At 59.5% G+C, this 16,319-nt stretch carries 13 protein-coding genes; 12 read left to right on the top strand and 1 reads right to left on the bottom strand.

Going from position 1 to position 16,319, the window contains the following annotated elements; genetic code table 11:
- Positions 1-331 precede the first annotated feature (331 nt).
- Positions 332-1,486 carry a beta-propeller fold lactonase family protein gene (locus R2834_21580; protein ID MEZ4702939.1) on the top strand — a complete coding sequence of 385 codons (1,155 nt, stop codon included), beginning with the start codon at positions 332-334 and terminating at the stop codon, positions 1,484-1,486.
- 671 nt (positions 1,487-2,157) lie between these two features.
- On the top strand, positions 2,158-2,607 hold the full coding sequence (locus R2834_21585) for a DinB family protein (GenBank protein ID MEZ4702940.1): 450 nt from the start codon (positions 2,158-2,160) through the stop codon (positions 2,605-2,607).
- Here R2834_21585 and R2834_21590 read toward each other — a convergent pair.
- Positions 2,599-3,627, bottom strand: coding sequence for an AraC family transcriptional regulator (locus tag R2834_21590; protein ID MEZ4702941.1), 1,029 nt, complete (start codon positions 3,625-3,627; stop codon positions 2,599-2,601). The genes R2834_21585 and R2834_21590 overlap by 9 nt on opposite strands.
- Positions 3,628-4,301: 674 nt before the next feature.
- Between R2834_21590 and R2834_21595 the strand changes: the two genes are divergently transcribed.
- The 10 genes from R2834_21595 (at position 4,302) to R2834_21640 (ending at position 16,261) form a co-directional block, all read left to right on the top strand.
- Complete coding sequence (locus R2834_21595) at positions 4,302-5,651, top strand: TolC family protein (protein ID MEZ4702942.1); 1,350 nt, start codon at positions 4,302-4,304, stop codon at positions 5,649-5,651.
- A gap of 4 nt (positions 5,652-5,655) precedes the next feature.
- Positions 5,656-6,366: an ABC transporter ATP-binding protein gene (locus R2834_21600; GenBank protein ID MEZ4702943.1), complete on the top strand. Its 711-nt coding sequence runs from the start codon at positions 5,656-5,658 to the stop codon at positions 6,364-6,366.
- A gap of 1 nt (position 6,367) precedes the next feature.
- A complete protein-coding gene (locus R2834_21605) occupies positions 6,368-8,731 on the top strand; it encodes an FtsX-like permease family protein (GenBank protein ID MEZ4702944.1) in 2,364 nt (787 codons plus the stop codon).
- The gene (locus R2834_21610) at positions 8,732-9,922 is read left to right on the top strand and encodes an HlyD family efflux transporter periplasmic adaptor subunit (protein ID MEZ4702945.1); all 1,191 of its coding nucleotides are present in this window, start codon (positions 8,732-8,734) and stop codon (positions 9,920-9,922) included.
- Positions 9,923-10,578: 656 nt separating this feature from the next.
- Positions 10,579-11,592: a DUF5677 domain-containing protein gene (locus tag R2834_21615; protein MEZ4702946.1), complete on the top strand. Its 1,014-nt coding sequence runs from the start codon at positions 10,579-10,581 to the stop codon at positions 11,590-11,592.
- 119 nt (positions 11,593-11,711) lie between these two features.
- Positions 11,712-11,912 carry a hypothetical protein gene (locus tag R2834_21620; protein MEZ4702947.1) on the top strand — a complete coding sequence of 67 codons (201 nt, stop codon included), beginning with the start codon at positions 11,712-11,714 and terminating at the stop codon, positions 11,910-11,912.
- A 326-nt stretch (positions 11,913-12,238) separates the two neighbouring features.
- Entirely contained in the window at positions 12,239-13,144 is a 906-nt protein-coding gene (locus R2834_21625) for a hypothetical protein (protein MEZ4702948.1), read from the top strand.
- Between the two features lie 133 nt (positions 13,145-13,277).
- The gene (locus tag R2834_21630) at positions 13,278-14,267 is read left to right on the top strand and encodes a DUF4365 domain-containing protein (GenBank protein ID MEZ4702949.1); all 990 of its coding nucleotides are present in this window, start codon (positions 13,278-13,280) and stop codon (positions 14,265-14,267) included.
- 609 nt (positions 14,268-14,876) lie between these two features.
- The gene (locus R2834_21635) at positions 14,877-15,527 is read left to right on the top strand and encodes a hypothetical protein (protein MEZ4702950.1); all 651 of its coding nucleotides are present in this window, start codon (positions 14,877-14,879) and stop codon (positions 15,525-15,527) included.
- Positions 15,528-15,760: 233 nt separating this feature from the next.
- Positions 15,761-16,261 (top strand): hypothetical protein, encoded by a 501-nt coding sequence (locus R2834_21640; GenBank protein ID MEZ4702951.1) that lies wholly within the window; start codon positions 15,761-15,763, stop codon positions 16,259-16,261.
- Positions 16,262-16,319 lie beyond the last annotated feature (58 nt).

The following is a 16,319-nucleotide window of genomic DNA, read 5'->3' on the forward strand; positions in this document are numbered from 1 at the left end:
TGCGAGGTGTCGGGTTACGCCGGGACGACGTGGCATTGGGTGTGGAGGGGTTTGCCCGGCGAAACCCGACCTACGATGTGCTGCTGGGCCGATCTTACGTGGCGCGGGATCGGGGCGGGGATGGATGGGGACTACGCCGTGGTATGGTTTGGCGAAGCCGGCGAGTGACCCCGTGATACTTATGTTATCGCATGTTATGCTCTTGTGAGCGATCGTAATCGGCGCGTGATTCACGCGCCTCGGAGCGTGGCTATCCTGGTTGCCACATGCTGAAACGGCATGATGCAAACCTTTCACGCACTCCGAGAAAACAATGATTACGACCAATCGCATGGCCCTCCTCCTGGGCCTGTTCCTCCTGATCCAGACCGGCTGCGACACGATCGACGCCAACGGCCCCGAAACCGGCACCCTCGAAGCCGAAGCGAGCCGGCAGACCGATGCGCGCCGAGCCGCCGGCGTCGTCTATACCATGACCAACGACGCGGCCGGCAACGCCGTCATCGCCTACGGACGCGCCGCCGACGGCCGGCTCGTCGCCGGGCGCTCCTTCCCGACGAACGGCCTCGGCTCGGGCGACGGACTCAACGGCACCTCGAACCCGCTCATCCTCAGCGACGACGCGATGTACCTGTACGCCGTCAACGCCGGCAGCAACGACGTCGCGATCTTCCGTCGCAACGGCCGCAACCTCGACCTGCGCGGCACGGTGCCCTCGGGCGGCGAACGGCCGGTGAGCGTGACGACGCGGGGCGACCTGGTGTATGTCCTGAACGTGGGCGGCGCCGAGCCGGGCAACATCGCCGGCTTCCGGATGGTGGGCGGCACGCTCGAGCATCTCGTGACGCGCCCGCTGGGCGCCGGCCAGACCGATCTGCCCCAGATCGGGTTCAGCCCCGACGGCCGCTTTCTGGTTGTCACCGATAAACCCACGAACACGATCACGACGTACGTGGTAGACGGCAGCGGCGTCGCCGGCCAGCCGAACACCCAGACCTCCAGCGGCCAGACGCCGTTCGGATTCGCCTTCACACCCGACGACGTGCTCATCGTATCCGAAGCCTTCGGCGGCGGCACCGATGCCAGCGCGGCCTCCTCGTACCGCATCCACGCCAACGGCGCGCTGGAAGCGATCAGCGCCGTCATCCCGACGACCGAAACCGCCGCCTGCTGGGCCGAAACCACCGCGAACGGCAAGTTCGCCTACGTCACCAACACCGGTAGCAGCACCGTGACCGGCTACGCCGTCGCGCAGGACGGGTCCCTGTCGCTGCTGGATGCCAGTGGCGAGACGGGGCATACCGGCGCCGGCAGCCGGCCGGTCGACCTGGCCATCGCGGGCAACGCCTTCATGTACGTCCACAGCAAAGGCACCGACACCCTGACCGGCTTCGCCATCGACGCCCAGACCGGCGCCCTCACGCCGATCTCCGGCGCCACGATGAGCGGCCTGCCGGCGAGCGCCGTCGGCGTCGCGGCGTTCTGAGCGCTCAAAACCTGCTTTAAAGCAGTGTCATCCCGACCGGACCCCCGCGAAAGCGGGGGGACCTCCTGACCGTGAGCAATCCGTCAGGAGGTCTCTCCGCTTTATCGCCACGTGCGTGGCGAATTCGGTCGAGATGACATTGCCATTTTCAGGTGAGTCATCCGTCAGGAGGTCTCTCCGCTCCATCGCCGCAGATGCGGCGAATCCGGTCGAGATGACATTGCCATTTTCAGGTGAGCAATCCGTCAGGAGGTCTCTCCGCTTTATCGCCACGTGCGTGGCGAATTCGGTCGAGATGACATTGCCATTTTAAGGTGAGTCATTCGTCAGGAGGTCCCTCCGCTTTATCGCCACGTGCGTGGCGAATTCGGTCGAGATGACATTGCCATTTTCAGGTGAGTAATCCGTCAGGAGGTCTCTCCGTTTATCGCCACGTGCGTGGGATGGTCGAATGACATTGCCATTTTAAGGTGAGTTTCGTCAGGAGGTCTCTCCGCTCCATCGCCGCAGATGCGGCGAATCCGGTCGATATGACATTTTTTGTAGTGGCATGGGCACCCCGGCCGGTGCGTGACCTTTCGGTGAAGCCGCGCCGCAACAGGGCCGGCATGCCTATTTTCCCGCATCCCGCATCCCGCATCCCGCATCCCGCATCCCGCATCCCCACACGCATGCCCATCCTCGACCTCCTCGAACAGACCCGCGCCGAGACGCTCGGCTATTTCGATCTCGAGGACAGCCGGCTCGACCTGTCCTACGCCCCCGGCAAATGGACCATCCGGCAGCTCCTTCATCACCTCTCCGATGCCGAAACCGTGCTGTTCGACCGCATCCGGCGGGTCATCAGCGAGCCGCGGCAGGTCATCTGGGCATTCGACCAGGATGCGTGGGCCACGGGGCTCGACTACGCGAGCCGGCCGCTGGCGCTGTCGCGCGATCTGTATGCCGCGACCCGGGCCGGCGTCATCCACTATGCCCGCCTCCACTACGCGGCGAACGGCGGCAGGGAGTTCGTGCACAGCGAGGCCGGCGTGCGCACGCTGAAGCAGGAATTCGACAAGGTGGCGGCCCACAACCGGGGTCATCTCGACCAGATCGCCGCCGCGCTGGCGTCACGATAGCGTCTTGCGCAGATCGCTCGGGCGCATTCCGGAGTGCTTGCGGAAGGCATGGGTGAGATGCGCCGGATCCGAATACCCGACCGTGAAGGCGATCTCGGCGATGGTCAGGTCGGTGTCCATCAGGTAGGTCCGGGCCAGCTCCATGCGGCGATCGAGCAGGAAGGCATACGGGCTGGTGCCGAAGAGCGTCCTGAAACCCTGTTTCAGTTTGAATTCGTTGGTGCCCACGGCCCGGGAAAGTTCGGCGAGGCTGGGCGGATCGGCGAGCCGGCTCAGCAGGAGGGTGCGCGCGGCGTGCATCCGATCGGTGTCGGCCGGCGAAAGCGTCGGCGCCGTATCCGCCGGCGTGGCGCGCTGGTCGAACTGGAGCGCGAGGAGTTCGAGGATCATCGCTTCGAGAAACAGGGAGCCGGTTGCCCGCTCCTGCGACAGCGTTTTGATCTGTTTGATCACCTGCGTCATCCGGAGCGTCATGCGCAGCGGGCGGTCGGTGAGCCAAAAGGGCTCGTTGCGGACCATCCGGTCGTGACAGGCACCGAGAAGATCGGGGTAGCGGACGGCGAGCTCCGCGAAATAGTCGGCGCCGAACATGATTCCGAACACCTCTCCCCGCGCGTCCTGCGAAAGCCCCATCGAACCGGAGAAGGGCGGCATGTAAACGAGGTTGCAGTCGCCGGCCTGGACGTCGAACGGCTTGCCGATCGGGCCGGGGTCGACGTGCGCGCCGCCGTCGAGCTGGTAATGCAGTTGGATCACCGGCCTGTCGATACGGGCGCGGTACGCGAGCCCGTCGCGGAAGGCATAGGAGCCCCAGTCGACCGAATACGAGGAGCGGGTGAGCGACGTGTAGGCCGCCTCGCCGAAGTCGGACTCGATCGTATAGTCCGACTGCGTCACGTCGCCGGCGGAAGTCGTCCGCGTCGTGTGGACAAACAGTCTACCGTCCACTTCGATCTCTCCCTCGATGAGGCCGGGATCGCAGGGGATCACCTCTGAAAGCTTGCGGGTCTCTCGTGCCATGAACATCTCGGTTGGTTACGGCGGACGTCGGAGTGATACGGAGGGATGCGTCCAGGGATTCCAGCGATGCGGCCATGTGTTTCTAAGCGGATGCGTATCTTGGGGGCATCGGTCATTGGTGAATGGTCATTTGCGCCTTTCGGGCGCGGTCATGACACCCTTCGGGCACGGTCATGACACCCTTCGGGTGGGTCATGGGTCATCGGTCACTGGAGGCTGGTTTTTTGGGGAATCCTGGATCCTGGATATCAGGATAGCTGATCCAGCGAGCAAATACTCCGTCTTCCGCAAGGGGCACTCCGTATACCGCAAGGCCATCCGCAAGATCGGATCGTACGCTGGACCCATATGGGTTGTGTAGCCCGCATCTCGTTCACGATACACGATTACGCATGATTGCGAAACTGGTGGGGTATTGTAAACACATCCGTATTGTCATCCTCCGATCTCGTCGGGGGCAGGCTCCCAACTCGATTGGGAAACGAAGGGTGGTTTGCCACCCAGACTTGCGAAGCAATCCAGGCCATTCAGTCAGATTTGCATGGATCCCCGCTTTCGCGAGGAAGACAAACCCTGAGAATCGCGACAACATGGCGCAGAACAACACCTTGCTTGGGAGTGAAGAGAACTTCTCAATGGTTTGTGAACGGTTCCGGTACCAGGCACCTCCTGCATTGACCCGGCCCGCCCAGCGATTTTCGATTGGCGCATGGACCGGGGTGATTGCGCTGCTCTTCCTTCTGATTCATCCCGCCGCCGGCCAGGACCTCCGCTCCCTCACCGCCGAGGAGGCCGTGCAGCTCGGGCTCCAGCGCAACGCGATGATCCGCGCCGCCGAGGCCGGCGCCGACGAGGCGGATGCCCTCTTCCGCCAGGCCCGCGCCGCCCGCCGGCCCTCCGTCACCGCCCAGGGGAGCTATACCCGCCTCAGCAACAACATCCCCGCCATCACCTTCACCCAGCCCGGGACCGACATCGAGGTGACCCTGGCTCCGGTGGTGCTGGATCGGTACTACTCGGAAGTCGGCATCGAGCAGCCGCTCTTTACCGGGCTGCGGATCCACAACCAGATCCGCGCCGCGTCGCATCAGGCCGAGGCGGCCGCGCTCGACGCCGAATGGCAGGAGGCGGATGTCGCCTTCCAGATCAAACAAGCCTACTGGCAGCTTTATGAAGCGCTGGGCCTCCAACAGGCGGTGGCGGCTTCGCTGGCCCGGGTCGAAGCGTATGTATCCGATGTGCAAAACCGCCGCGATGCCGGCTCGGCGCTCGAAAGCGACGTCTTGACTGCCCAGACCCGCCGCTCCGAAGTCCAGCTCGAACAGATCCAGCGGGATAACGCGGTGCGTGTCGCCCGCCTCGAACTGAACCGGCTGATCGGGGCGCCGCTGGATGCCGACGTGACGCTCTGGGGGCCGGAAATACCGCTGCCGATGACCACCCCGCTCGATACGTTCCTCACGCAGGCCGGCGCACGGCATCCCCAGATCGACGCGTTATCCGAACAGGTGGCCGCGCTCGGCGCGCAGGTGAAAGCCTCGCAGGGGGGCTGGCTGCCCGAGATCGTGGCGACCGGCCGTTACGCCTACTCCCGCCCGAACCAGTATTTCTTCCTGGACCAGGATGCCTTCCGCGGCAACTGGGAGGCCGGCGTGGCCGTCCGCTGGAACCTGTGGAACGGCGGGCAGCGCGAGGCCGGCACGCAGGAGGCCCGCGCCCGCCTCCAGGGCGCCGAGGCTCGGCTGGCATACGCACGGGATGAGGTGGCGGTGGCCATCACCAGCCGGTACCTGGATGTCCAGCGCGCCGAGGCGTCGTTTGAGGTCATCCAACAAAATGTGCGCGAGGCGGAGGAGGCCTACCGGGTCGTCCAGCAGCAACACCAGGAAGGCGTTGCGCTCACGAGCACGATGCTGGAGGTGGAGGAGGCGCTGCGGCTGGCACAGTCGCGCGCGGCCCAGGCGATGGCCGGCCAGATGATCGCCCGCGCGGCGCTGGCATACACGCTCGGGGAGGTCCGCTGACGCCATGGAAGCCAACGTCGTATTCAGTACCCGCGGCCTCACGAAGGTCTACGATATGGGCGAAGTGCAGGTCCAGGCGCTTCGCGGGGTGGACCTCGACTTCTACAGCGGCGAACTCGTCGTGCTGCTCGGCGCGTCCGGGAGCGGCAAATCGACGCTGCTCAACATCCTCGGCGGGCTCGACACTGCCACGGAGGGGACGGTGCTCTACAAGGGCCAGGACCTCACCCGGGCGACCGAGAAGCAGTTGACGGATTACCGCCGGCACCATGTCGGCTTCGTCTTCCAGTTCTACAACCTGATCCCGAGCCTCACGGCCCGCGAGAACGTCGCCATCGTCACCGAAATCTCGACCGACCCCATGAAGCCCGAAGACGCGCTCGAACTCGTCGGGCTGGGGGATCGGATGGATCACTTCCCGGCGCAGCTATCCGGTGGGCAGCAGCAGCGGGTGGCCATCGCGCGGGCGATCGCCAAACAGCCGGCGGTGCTGCTGTGCGACGAGCCGACGGGGGCGCTCGACTCCAAGACCGGCGTGATGGTGCTCGACGCGCTCGACCGCGTCAACCGCGAGATCGGGACGACGACGGTCATCATCACGCACAACGTCGCCCAGTCCGAAATGGCCGAGCGGGTGATCCACCTGAGCGACGGGCTGATCACGGAGATCCATCACAACGAACACAAGAAGGCTCCCAGCGAGCTGACCTGGTAGCATGCGCGCGATCGACCGAAAAATGTTGCGCGACCTCTGGGGCATGCGCGGACAGGCGCTGGCGATCGCCGTGGTGATCGTGAGCGGGGTGACGACGTTCGTCACCATGACGGCCACCATGCAGACGCTCCAGCGCACGCTGACCAGCTACTACTCCGAATACCGCTTCGCCGACCTCTTCGCGTCGGTGCGCCGCGCGCCGGAGACGCTGTACGAAACGCTGCGCGGCGTCGAGGGCGTGGGGCAGGTGATGACGCGCGTGACCGCCGGCGTCAACCTCGAGATCGACGGGTTCGACGAGCCGGTGTCGGGCCTGCTCGTGTCCATCCCCGAGGGGCGTCAGCCGGCGCTCAACCGGCTCTACATCCGCGAGGGCCGGCTCGTGGAGCTGGGACGCGAGGACGAGGTGCTCGCCAATGAGGTCTTCGCCGAGGCGCACGGGCTGCGGCCGGGCGACCGGATCACCGCCGTCATCAACGGCCGGCGGAAGGCGCTCCGGATCGTCGGCATCGCGCTGTCGCCCGAATACCTGATGCAGGTACAGCCCGGCTCGCTCTTCCCGGACCCTCAGCGGTTCGGCGTCCTCTGGATGGGCCACGAGGCGCTCTCCGCCGCGTACGACATGGGCGGTGCGTTCAACGACGTCGCCTTCACCCTCGCGCCGGGCGCCGACGAGAAGCGGGTCCTCGACCGGCTCGACGAGATCCTGGAGACCTATGGCGGCGTCGGGGCAGTCGGCCGCATGGAGCAGCCGTCGCACTTCTACATCACCGAGGAATTCCGGCAGCTCCGCACGATGGCGACGATGCTGCCCGTCATCTTCCTCGCGGTGGCCGCGTTTCTGCTCAACATCGTCGTCACCCGCCTCATCGGCACGCAACGGGAGCAGATCGCGGTGCTCAAGGCGTTCGGCTACAGCAACGGGGACGTCGGCTGGCACTACCTCAAGCTGGTCTTCGTCGTGGCTGTCGCCGGGGCGATCGTCGGGACGCTGGCGGGGCTCCGCCTCGGGCGCGGGATGGGCAACCTGTACCTCGAGTTCTACCGCTTCCCGTACCTCGACTATTACCTGACGCCGTCGGTGGTCATCTCGGCGGTGGCGCTGACGATGGGGGCCACGTTCCTGGGCGTCTTTCGCGCGGTGCGGCGGGCGGTGCAGCTTCCGCCGGCCGAGGCGATGCGGCCCGCGCCGCCGGCATCCTACAAACCGACGCTCGTCGAGCGCATCGGCCTGCAACCCTACCTCGATCAGCCCACGCGCATGATCCTGCGCAACCTCGGCCGGCAGCCGATGAAGGCGTTCCTCACCGTGCTCGGCATCGCCAGCTCGTGCGCCATCCTCATCATGGGGCTGTTCATGAGCGGCGCGTTCGACTACATCATCCGCGTCCAGTACGGCATCGCCCAGCGCGACGATCTCACGATCACCTTCGCCGAGCCGACCTCTACGAAGTCGCTCTACGAACTCGAATCCCTGCCCGGGGTCATCGCCGCCGAGCCGTTCCGGGCGGCACCCGTCAAGCTGCGGCACCGGCACTGGACGTACGACACCGCCGTTCAGGGCATCCCGCAGGATGCCTATCTCCGGCGGATCATCGACACCGAGCTGCATCCCGTCGCCATCCCCGAACAGGGCATGGTGCTCACCGAGCGGCTCGCCGAAATCCTGCATGTGTCGCCGGGCGACGTGGTGGTGGTGGAGGTGCAGGAGGGGCGCCGGCTCATCCGGGAGGTGCCGGTGGTGGGGCTGACGCGGCAGTACCTGGGCGTGGCGGCCTATATGGATCTCGACGCCGTAAACCGCCTCGCCGGCGGCGGGCAGGCCCTGTCCGGCGTGCTGCTCACCACCGACCGCGACCAGGAAGACGTGCTGACGAAGCTGTTGCAGCGCCGGCCCCGGGTGATCGGCATCGTGGCGCAGGAGCGCGCCGTCGCGTCGTTCATGGAGACGTCGGCCGAGAGCATGCTGACGTTCACGTTCATCCTCAGCTTTTTCGCCGGCGTCATCGCGTTCGGCGTCGTCTACAACAGCGCCCGCATCGCGCTGTCCGAACGCGACCGCGAGCTGGCCAGCCTGCGCGTCCTCGGGTTCACGCGCGGCGAGATCGCCTACATCCTGCTCGGCGAGCTCGGTGTGCTCACCCTGATGGCCATCCCGCTCGGATTCCTGATCGGAACGGTGATCACCGCCGGCATCGTGCAGGGGCTCCAAACCGATCTCTACCAGATTCCGATGGTGCTCGACAACAAGACCTTCGCGCTGTCGGCCACCGTCGTGCTCGCGTCGACGGCCATCTCGGCGGTCATCGTGCGCCGCAAGCTCAACAAACTGGACCTCGTGGGGGTCCTCAAAACGAGAGAATAGATGACGGGTCTGACTCGTAAACGCTTGATGCTCATCGGCGTCGGCATCCTCGTGGTGCTGGCCGTCGCCTACGGGTTTATGCCGAAGCCGGTCCTCGTGGAAACCGAAACCATCGCCCGCGGCCCGCTGCAGGTGATGGTGGAGGACGAAGGCGAGACGCAGGTGAAGCACCGGTACGTCGTGACGTCGCCCGTGATGGCGTTCGCGCGCCGGATCGCGCTGGAGGCCGGCGACTGGGTGGCGAAGGGCCAGGAGCTCGTCCGCCTCGAACCGCCCCGCCCGACGATCCTCGACCCGCGCACGCTCGCCGAGGCGCAGCAGCGCGTGAAAGCCGCCGAGGCCATGCTCAGCCAGGCCGAGGAACAGGTGCGCGCCACAACGGCGGCCGCCGAAAACGCCGAGGAGGAGCGGGGGCGTACGGAGCGGCTGTTCGAGGCCGGCTCGGCCACGGCGCAGATGCGCGAGCAGGCGCGCTCGGCCGCGATGCAAGCCGCGGCGCAGCGCGATGCCGCGACGGCGGCCGTCGAAGCCGCGCGGGCGGACCTGGCGAGCGCCCGGGCCGTCGTGGCCTATACCGAAGGGAGCGGCGCCGGCGTGCGGCAAACCCTCCGCGCCCCGACGGCCGGCAAGGTCCTGGCCGTGTACCGCGAAAGCGAGGGCCAGGTGATGCCCGGCGAGGCGCTGATGGAGATCGGGGATGTCGACAGCCTGGAGGTCCGCGTCGAGGTCCTCTCGCAGGACGCCGTCCGCATCCGGCCCGGCACGAAGGTGCAGCTCGACCGCTGGGGCGGCGAGGGGATGCTGGAGGCCATCGTCACGCGCGTCGAGCCGCAGGGCGTGACGACCGTCTCGTCGCTCGGCGTCGAGGAAAAACGCGTGGCGGTGGTGGCGGACATCACGTCGCCGAAGAGCAAGCTTGGCGGCCTCGGCTCCGGCTTCTGGGTCCTTGCCCGGTTCGTGATCTGGGAGAGCGACGACGTCCTCCTCGCCCCGACGAGTGCGCTGTTCCGCGAGGCCGGCGGTTGGGCGGTGTTTGTGAACGAGGGCGGCACGGCGGTCAAGCGGAAGGTCGAAATCGGCCACCAGGCCGGCCTGACGGCTGAAGTGCTATCAGGTCTATCCGAGGGGGATCAGGTTATCGTGCATCCGCCGAATACGCTGGAGGAAGGCGTCGGGGTGGAGTCGTTGTGATGGAGGATCGTTGATGGGCGATAGTTGATAATCGATGGTCGATGGGTGATGGGCGGCCTTACACAGCGCCGGGAGGCGTTGGCGAAGGCGTATTTTTTCCGTTATCCTGAGCCGGCCATCGCTCGCGATGGGCGTGCCGAAGCCCCGCCCCCGCGGATGCGGGGAGACCTCCCGACCCAAAGCGCAGTGCTGGAATATGGATGTATGGGCACTTGCCCGTTCGTCCATACTGCCAGCCGCCGCCATTGTGGTAATTAAGCCGCGTTTTTCGGCTCGGCCGGGTAAAGGTGCTCCGGCTTTTCCATCGCGTGAAAGCGTCCGCAGCGTCTGATCCAGTCCAGTAACGCACGCTCCGTCTGAAGCGCGTAGTGATGTACGCGAAGGTAACGCCGCGTTTTCGCGATAAGGCGAGGCATCAGGGTAGGGCTTTTTTCTCACAGACGTGTGTCGAGCCTCCCGCATACCCTGTCAAGCGCGATGATGTAATATTGTGTTACCTGACGTCGAGCGTTATCTTGATGGGCGTCTTTGTTAATGGATTGACCAACTCGGTTGTTTATGATTTTTTGCCATGATAGGCAGGTTTGTGGTGCATATCAGGGCAAAGAGTCCTGATAATCAGTGGTTATGCATCATCACCCCTCGGCAGATTGAACGTGGATAGCCCGTCCGAGAAAGACATCGAGGCTCTTTTGGCGCAGACTGTTGAGGAGAACCGCCGTGAGTGGAGAGACTGGATCGCTCAGAATGCTTCCTCAGTAGTGAGGCAACATCGGGCGGACCGTGTCGGCTTCGAACTCCGCTTGCAGGCGAGATGGCATGACGTTCTCGAACGCCTGGATTTCATTCAGTGGTGGTGCGTGGACCTCGGCCAAGAGGCCAAGTTGCGATACGTGGAGAGTGACCGAGACCAAGGGCACCTTGGCAGGGCTCTGTTCAAGCTCCACGCTCAGTCTTGTCTGATCGGGTCAGAAGTCATCGCGCTGCTCAGGTCTGGACACTCTTCGGGCGCGATGGCCCGGTGGCGCTCGTTGCATGAGACGGTAGCTGTTCTCTCCTTCATCAAAGAGAACGGAGAGGACGTGGCTCAACGCTACTTTCTGCACAACATCGTACAGTCTCGTGATGCGGCACGAGAGTACCAAAAACACTGCGACAAGCTTGGCTACGAGCCTTTCACCGAGGAAGAGATGGAGAGCATGGAGAGTCAGTATCGCCGGCTAAAAGATCAGTTTGGCAAACCCTTTGCCGATAGCGACTACGGATGGGCACAGCGCGCCCTCTTCGGAGATGACTCAAAGCAGAACGCATCCTTCAGTTGGATTGAGAAGCAAGCTGGACTCGATCACCTGCGGCCCTTCTATCGCATGGCGGGGCACAGTGTCCATGCCAATCCGAAGTCGCTCAGCGCTCAAATAGGCCTCATTGACTCCGAGTCCGTGCTGCTTGCTGGTCCTAGCAACTACGGCCTAGCAGACCCGGGACAAGCGACTGCTAACTCGCTAGCACTGTCGACCGTTTCGATTCTTACTTACGTAGGCGATATAGACTTTCTCGCCGTGTCGCAGGAGTTGATGGACCTGGCCAAAGCCACCAACGAGATGTTTGTAGCTACCCAGAAGCAAATTGAGCAAGAGGAAGAGGATGAGGCATCCTCAAATGATGCATAACCCACGTCTGCAGGCAGACGTGGGGCTCCAGGGCTCTCAGTTCGTCCGGGCTTCGGCGTCTACCTTGCCTCGCTCCACCCTCACGGCATCAGCCCCGCGCGGCTGAGCCGCAAACTGTTATGCATCACAAGGAGATCAACATGGAGCGATGTAACAACCCCGATTGTGAGAAGGACTTTTATGTCAGTAACATTGGAGGAGGCGTTCCCGGTGGCAAAGAGCTTGAGCCAGTTATTTGTCCATACTGCGGAAAAACTGTCAGAACAGAAATGACATCGGCAACATTTACTACCCGCAAGATCGAAGAGGTCAAAAAATAAGGAGTGTTTTATGAGTCAAGAATATAAAGATAAAATAGGTATTCCCGATAATCACGATCTTGTTCAAACGGATACCAAGTGGCAACAACGAAAAGGCCAAGATACGGATACATACTGGTACGACGAAGTAGATGAGTCCGGTAACGTAGTCGCTAAATACGTTGTGAGAGATTCCACTTCAATTTATCCACCCTTCGGAAGAAGTATCTCTTACGACAAGGTAGGCTAGGTCAAATGCATAACAAGCAAAGGCAGCATCGCCCTTCGGGCTGGACGCGCTAACGCGCGCTGCTGCTTTGGGCGTTAGGCGCCCTCAGAAAGAAAAAATGGAGTACTTCAGCGATCGAGAAAACGGCCCGAAGGCTCGGGTTAACGAAATCATTAGCCCGCAGGTATGGGGTGGGATTGTTGCTGTCATTCAATCGGCAGTGGCATCAGGATCTTTTGGAAACGCCTTCCCTGACAACTGTCCCGATGGCCATGGCTCAGTTGGATCGGATGAAGCCACGATGGTGCGTGTGCTTCGAGCTGAGATCCCGGAAGTTGAGTGGCCGCTTAGTGATACAAAGGAAGTTGATCAGGGCTTTTACTCAACAAGCCGCGAGCCCCATGCGCCTCCAACCGCCGTTGTCCTCGACTTGCTAGAGTTTTGTCATCGAAATATTGCAAAGCCCATCCAAGGCTCATTTCACTCCTATTTTGGCCATCATCATTTAACCTTTGATGTGCCTACAGGTCAGTTCGACTTCCGCTCCGCTGTGAATCGAATATTCTCCAGAAATGGAATTGCTTACGAACTGACTTCTGAAGGTCAAATACAGCGACTAGCACCACCAGTTCTTCGCGAATCACTTGCAAGTGGGCAGTTTGCAACCGGAGATACGCAGCTAGACAGAATGCTTGAGGAAGCACGCGCGCGATTCTTTAGCCCACGGCTCGATGAACGAAAAATTGCACTGGAAAGGCTTTGGGACTGCTGGGAAAGAATCAAGTCCCTGGAGGACCCCAACAACAAACGGCTATCCGTCGCAAAGCTTCTAGACCGAGCATCATCAGAACCCGGTTTTCGCGCTTCCCTGGAAAAAGAGGCTCGTGAGCTTACCGAAATCGGGAATACATTTCATATTCGCCACTCAGAGGTAACCCAACAACCACTGAACAATGAGCATCACATTGACTACCTGTTTCATCGCATGTACTCCATGCTCACACTACTTTTGCGTGGCAAGTAAGCGCCTAACTGGGCGTTCAACGCGGACGCCAACACTGGCCATGGCTTCGCCATTTTCATGGCCAGTGTTGGTGCCCTCCGCTCTTACGGGCTCCGGCGCCGGTTAACTTGTGCGTTAGGCAATCAAGGAAAATATGAGCTTTCCCAAATATAATCAGACTAATTCTCAAGAAAGGTTAGGAGTAAACGCTGTAGCTGAAGTTATGGCGAAAATTGGCCAGATTTGGCGTGAAACTCCAATGGCTGATGTTGGCATTGATGGTCAGATCGAATATGTTAGTCCTGAAGGATTCGCAACGGGGAGGATGATTGCTATTCAAATAAAGTCTGGCCCATCATTTTTTAAAGAAAGCAAAGGAGATTGGGTGTTCCATCCTGAGGAGAAACACCGATTTTACTGGGAAAGATTCCCGTTGCCGGTGCTTATAATTATTCACAATCCGGATACCAATTTAAGTTACTGGCAAGATGCCCGCCAGGTCTTAAGGGTTGCCAAGCAATCAGATGCAAAGGGAATTAGTATACCCAAGTCAAATGTCCTACAAACTACCAACGCTCAAAATCTATTTGAAGGTTTTGCAGTGTTAGATCAAGAGTTCATGTCAGTCGAAGAAGTGATGGACTATTTGATTAAGACTAAAAGCAGCAATTCATCATTTCCTGTGTCCTATCTAAACCTATTCTGTTCAGGCTTAACTAATATATGCCGCTCTTTATATTTTGGTGTGGATGTAGCGATGACTGTAGCAGAAGTTGAATTGCATAATCAAAATTCACCCTTTGGAGTCGGCGTGGGTGATTCTGAGCATAAATTTCTATTTGATTATATAAAGTTCATCGTGCACCAGCGTATAGCCGATGTTGATTTCTCGGATTGCATGATTGATTGGTACGACCGAGAAATGCAGCCATCATTCATGGCGCCGCTGACCTCAAGAGGTAAAGAATTAGTCCGACTTATCCATGATTTAGAAGGTAAATTGAAGTCGGAAGGGAAAATAGAAGACACGGGGTACTTGCATGCCGCTCAAGAGGCATTTGTGCAGCTCATATTCACCCCAAGTGAGATACAAAGAATTGAACTTACAAATAAAGTTCAGAATGAGTACTTAAAAAATGCCTAACAAACGGCTACGCGCAGACGCCCAAACCTATGCTCTTTTTGTGGGTTTCGCTGCGCTCACTTTACCACAAAAAGCTCTCCGGTTTGGGCGCTGGTGAGCCGGGCGTTATGTTGCCTATTGCCTGACATAATGGATGAGATCGAAAGGATGGTACTCTTCGATAACCTTGTATGGTATGGTGGCCTCATCTCTCCGGTCGTCGTCGGCTTCTTGGCAGTTATCATAAGCCGTCGCCCGAGCGCAGATCGAGTTCTCATCTGCTTCATAGGTGCCCTGGCTTCGTTTGTGTTTGGAATCGTAGGCTCATATGTTGCAGGAGAGTCGATCCTAGGGGCGATGGACAGCGTTTCTGACCTGCCACGGCATTTATTCTTTCAAGCTTGGCACCGCATGTGGTATCCACTCGGAATCGGACTCTTAGTAGGAGTCGGGCTTGCGCTGTTCGCTCTCTTTCCTAAACGTTCGGCATCATAACAAGGCCATCAACACGGACCCAGTACTGAATGGTTCGGCGCGTTGCCCAGGCGGCAGCTTCTCTGTAACTTTGAATAACGAACCACAATGCCATGGCCGGTTATGGCCAGGTCGTTAGCGCAAGAAAGGTCGAAAATGTCGTCACTAATCTTTTCAACCGATGAAAATCAGATTCTTGTTGCTACTGATACGCTGGCTGTTACCCCGTCGGGAGAGCCATTCATGTTCGTTTCCAAAGCCGTCCACATACCGCATTTGAGAACCATCATTGCGGGTACTGGCGCCGGTGGTTTTGCAAACCAATGGGCATTAATAGTGAGTACGAGAATGGTTCTAAGGGGCATCGAGAATCTTGATTTTCATACGCCTGATGCACTTCGCAGGCTTTGGAGAGAGTATCGGACTGAGTACGAGATGCTCGAATCCCTAACTACCACTGTCTATCAGTTCGGAATATCGGAAGTCACAAGCAAAGTGGTTTCGTTCACGTACCGATCAGTAAACGAATTTCAGTCCGAGCAGCTTCAATATGGTATGGGGTTCAAGCCAGAGTGCACGCCGCCTGAGGGAAGCTACGAGTTGGTTCAAGCCATCCCGGGATTGATGGAAGAACAGCGGCAAATCCAAAGCCAAGTACCAGCTGAGTCTAGGCTTTACATTGGTGGGGAGATTCAAGCACTTTACCTAAACACAGAAGGCTGCAGCTCTTTCAAGATCGGTGAGTTTTCAGATTTTGGAGCACACCTAAATGTCATATTCGAGAACCATGCCAAAGGGCAGCGCTAACAAGGTGGTCAAGCCGCTCGCTAGCGCACTCGGGGGCTCAGCAATCCGCGCCTACTCGTGCATGGCTTGCTCGATCATCTGCTCCGAGCTCAGCATCGCTTAAATGGGCGTTGCCTACACAAGCGCTGCTGTGTCAGAAACAGAATATTGAAATGACTATTTTTTCAGACACTGTTTAGCTGTGAGTTGAGAGGTATGCAAGGTAGTGACACTTTTAGAATGGTTGAAATAAAATGGATATTGGTTCTTATATAAGCTTGCTCTCGTGGGTATCAGGTTTTGTTTTCGCTGGGTTATCATTAATCTATACAGTTCGCCATTTTAAGCTGGTAAGAACATTGACCTATATTGAGCGCATGAATTCGCCCGAGATGGGAAAAGTAAGAGCTAATGTTGATCAGTGGCTAAGTTCGTCCAAGAATGATGTGAAAAAATTAGAGAAACTTTATAAAGATGATAAATTAATGTCTGATTTGCGGTTATTTACAAACCTATTTACAGAGCTTGGTGTCGCCTATAAGTTTAGGTTAGTCAATAAGAAATTGACACATGAGCTTTGGTATCCAATGATTATGAAATACTGGAATGGGCTTGAGTTTTATATTTATGACAAAAGGAAAAAGGGTGTGTACATAGGTTACTATTTCGAAATGATGTCAAATGAGATATTGAATTATGTTAACAATAATAAGAAGCTGATGGCTGATAGATACTCTTCGAAGAAAGGATATTAATCTCCGTGTGTGGGTAACAACGGCATGTACGGGCGACCAAGGGCGAGGGCGTTGCCAA

The sequence above is a fragment of the Rhodothermales bacterium genome, assembly GCA_041391505.1.
Lineage (GTDB): Bacteria > Bacteroidota > Rhodothermia > Rhodothermales > JAHQVL01 > JAWKNW01.

Bases quoted from the DNA above. Each gene is read 5' to 3' on its own strand.
- R2834_21640 (MEZ4702951.1), top strand. From the start codon at position 15,761: ATGGATATTGGTTCTTATATAAGCTTGCTCTCGTGGGTATCAGGTTTT.
- R2834_21580 (MEZ4702939.1), top strand. From the start codon at position 332: ATGGCCCTCCTCCTGGGCCTGTTCCTCCTGATCCAGACCGGCTGCGAC.
- R2834_21625 (MEZ4702948.1), top strand. From the start codon at position 12,239: ATGGAGTACTTCAGCGATCGAGAAAACGGCCCGAAGGCTCGGGTTAAC.
- R2834_21620 (MEZ4702947.1), top strand. From the start codon at position 11,712: ATGCATCACAAGGAGATCAACATGGAGCGATGTAACAACCCCGATTGT.
- R2834_21635 (MEZ4702950.1), top strand. From the start codon at position 14,877: ATGTCGTCACTAATCTTTTCAACCGATGAAAATCAGATTCTTGTTGCT.
- R2834_21630 (MEZ4702949.1), top strand. From the start codon at position 13,278: ATGAGCTTTCCCAAATATAATCAGACTAATTCTCAAGAAAGGTTAGGA.
- R2834_21605 (MEZ4702944.1), top strand. From the start codon at position 6,368: ATGCGCGCGATCGACCGAAAAATGTTGCGCGACCTCTGGGGCATGCGC.
- R2834_21585 (MEZ4702940.1), top strand. From the start codon at position 2,158: ATGCCCATCCTCGACCTCCTCGAACAGACCCGCGCCGAGACGCTCGGC.
- R2834_21590 (MEZ4702941.1), bottom strand. From the start codon at position 3,627: ATGGCACGAGAGACCCGCAAGCTTTCAGAGGTGATCCCCTGCGATCCC.
- R2834_21610 (MEZ4702945.1), top strand. From the start codon at position 8,732: ATGACGGGTCTGACTCGTAAACGCTTGATGCTCATCGGCGTCGGCATC.
- R2834_21600 (MEZ4702943.1), top strand. From the start codon at position 5,656: ATGGAAGCCAACGTCGTATTCAGTACCCGCGGCCTCACGAAGGTCTAC.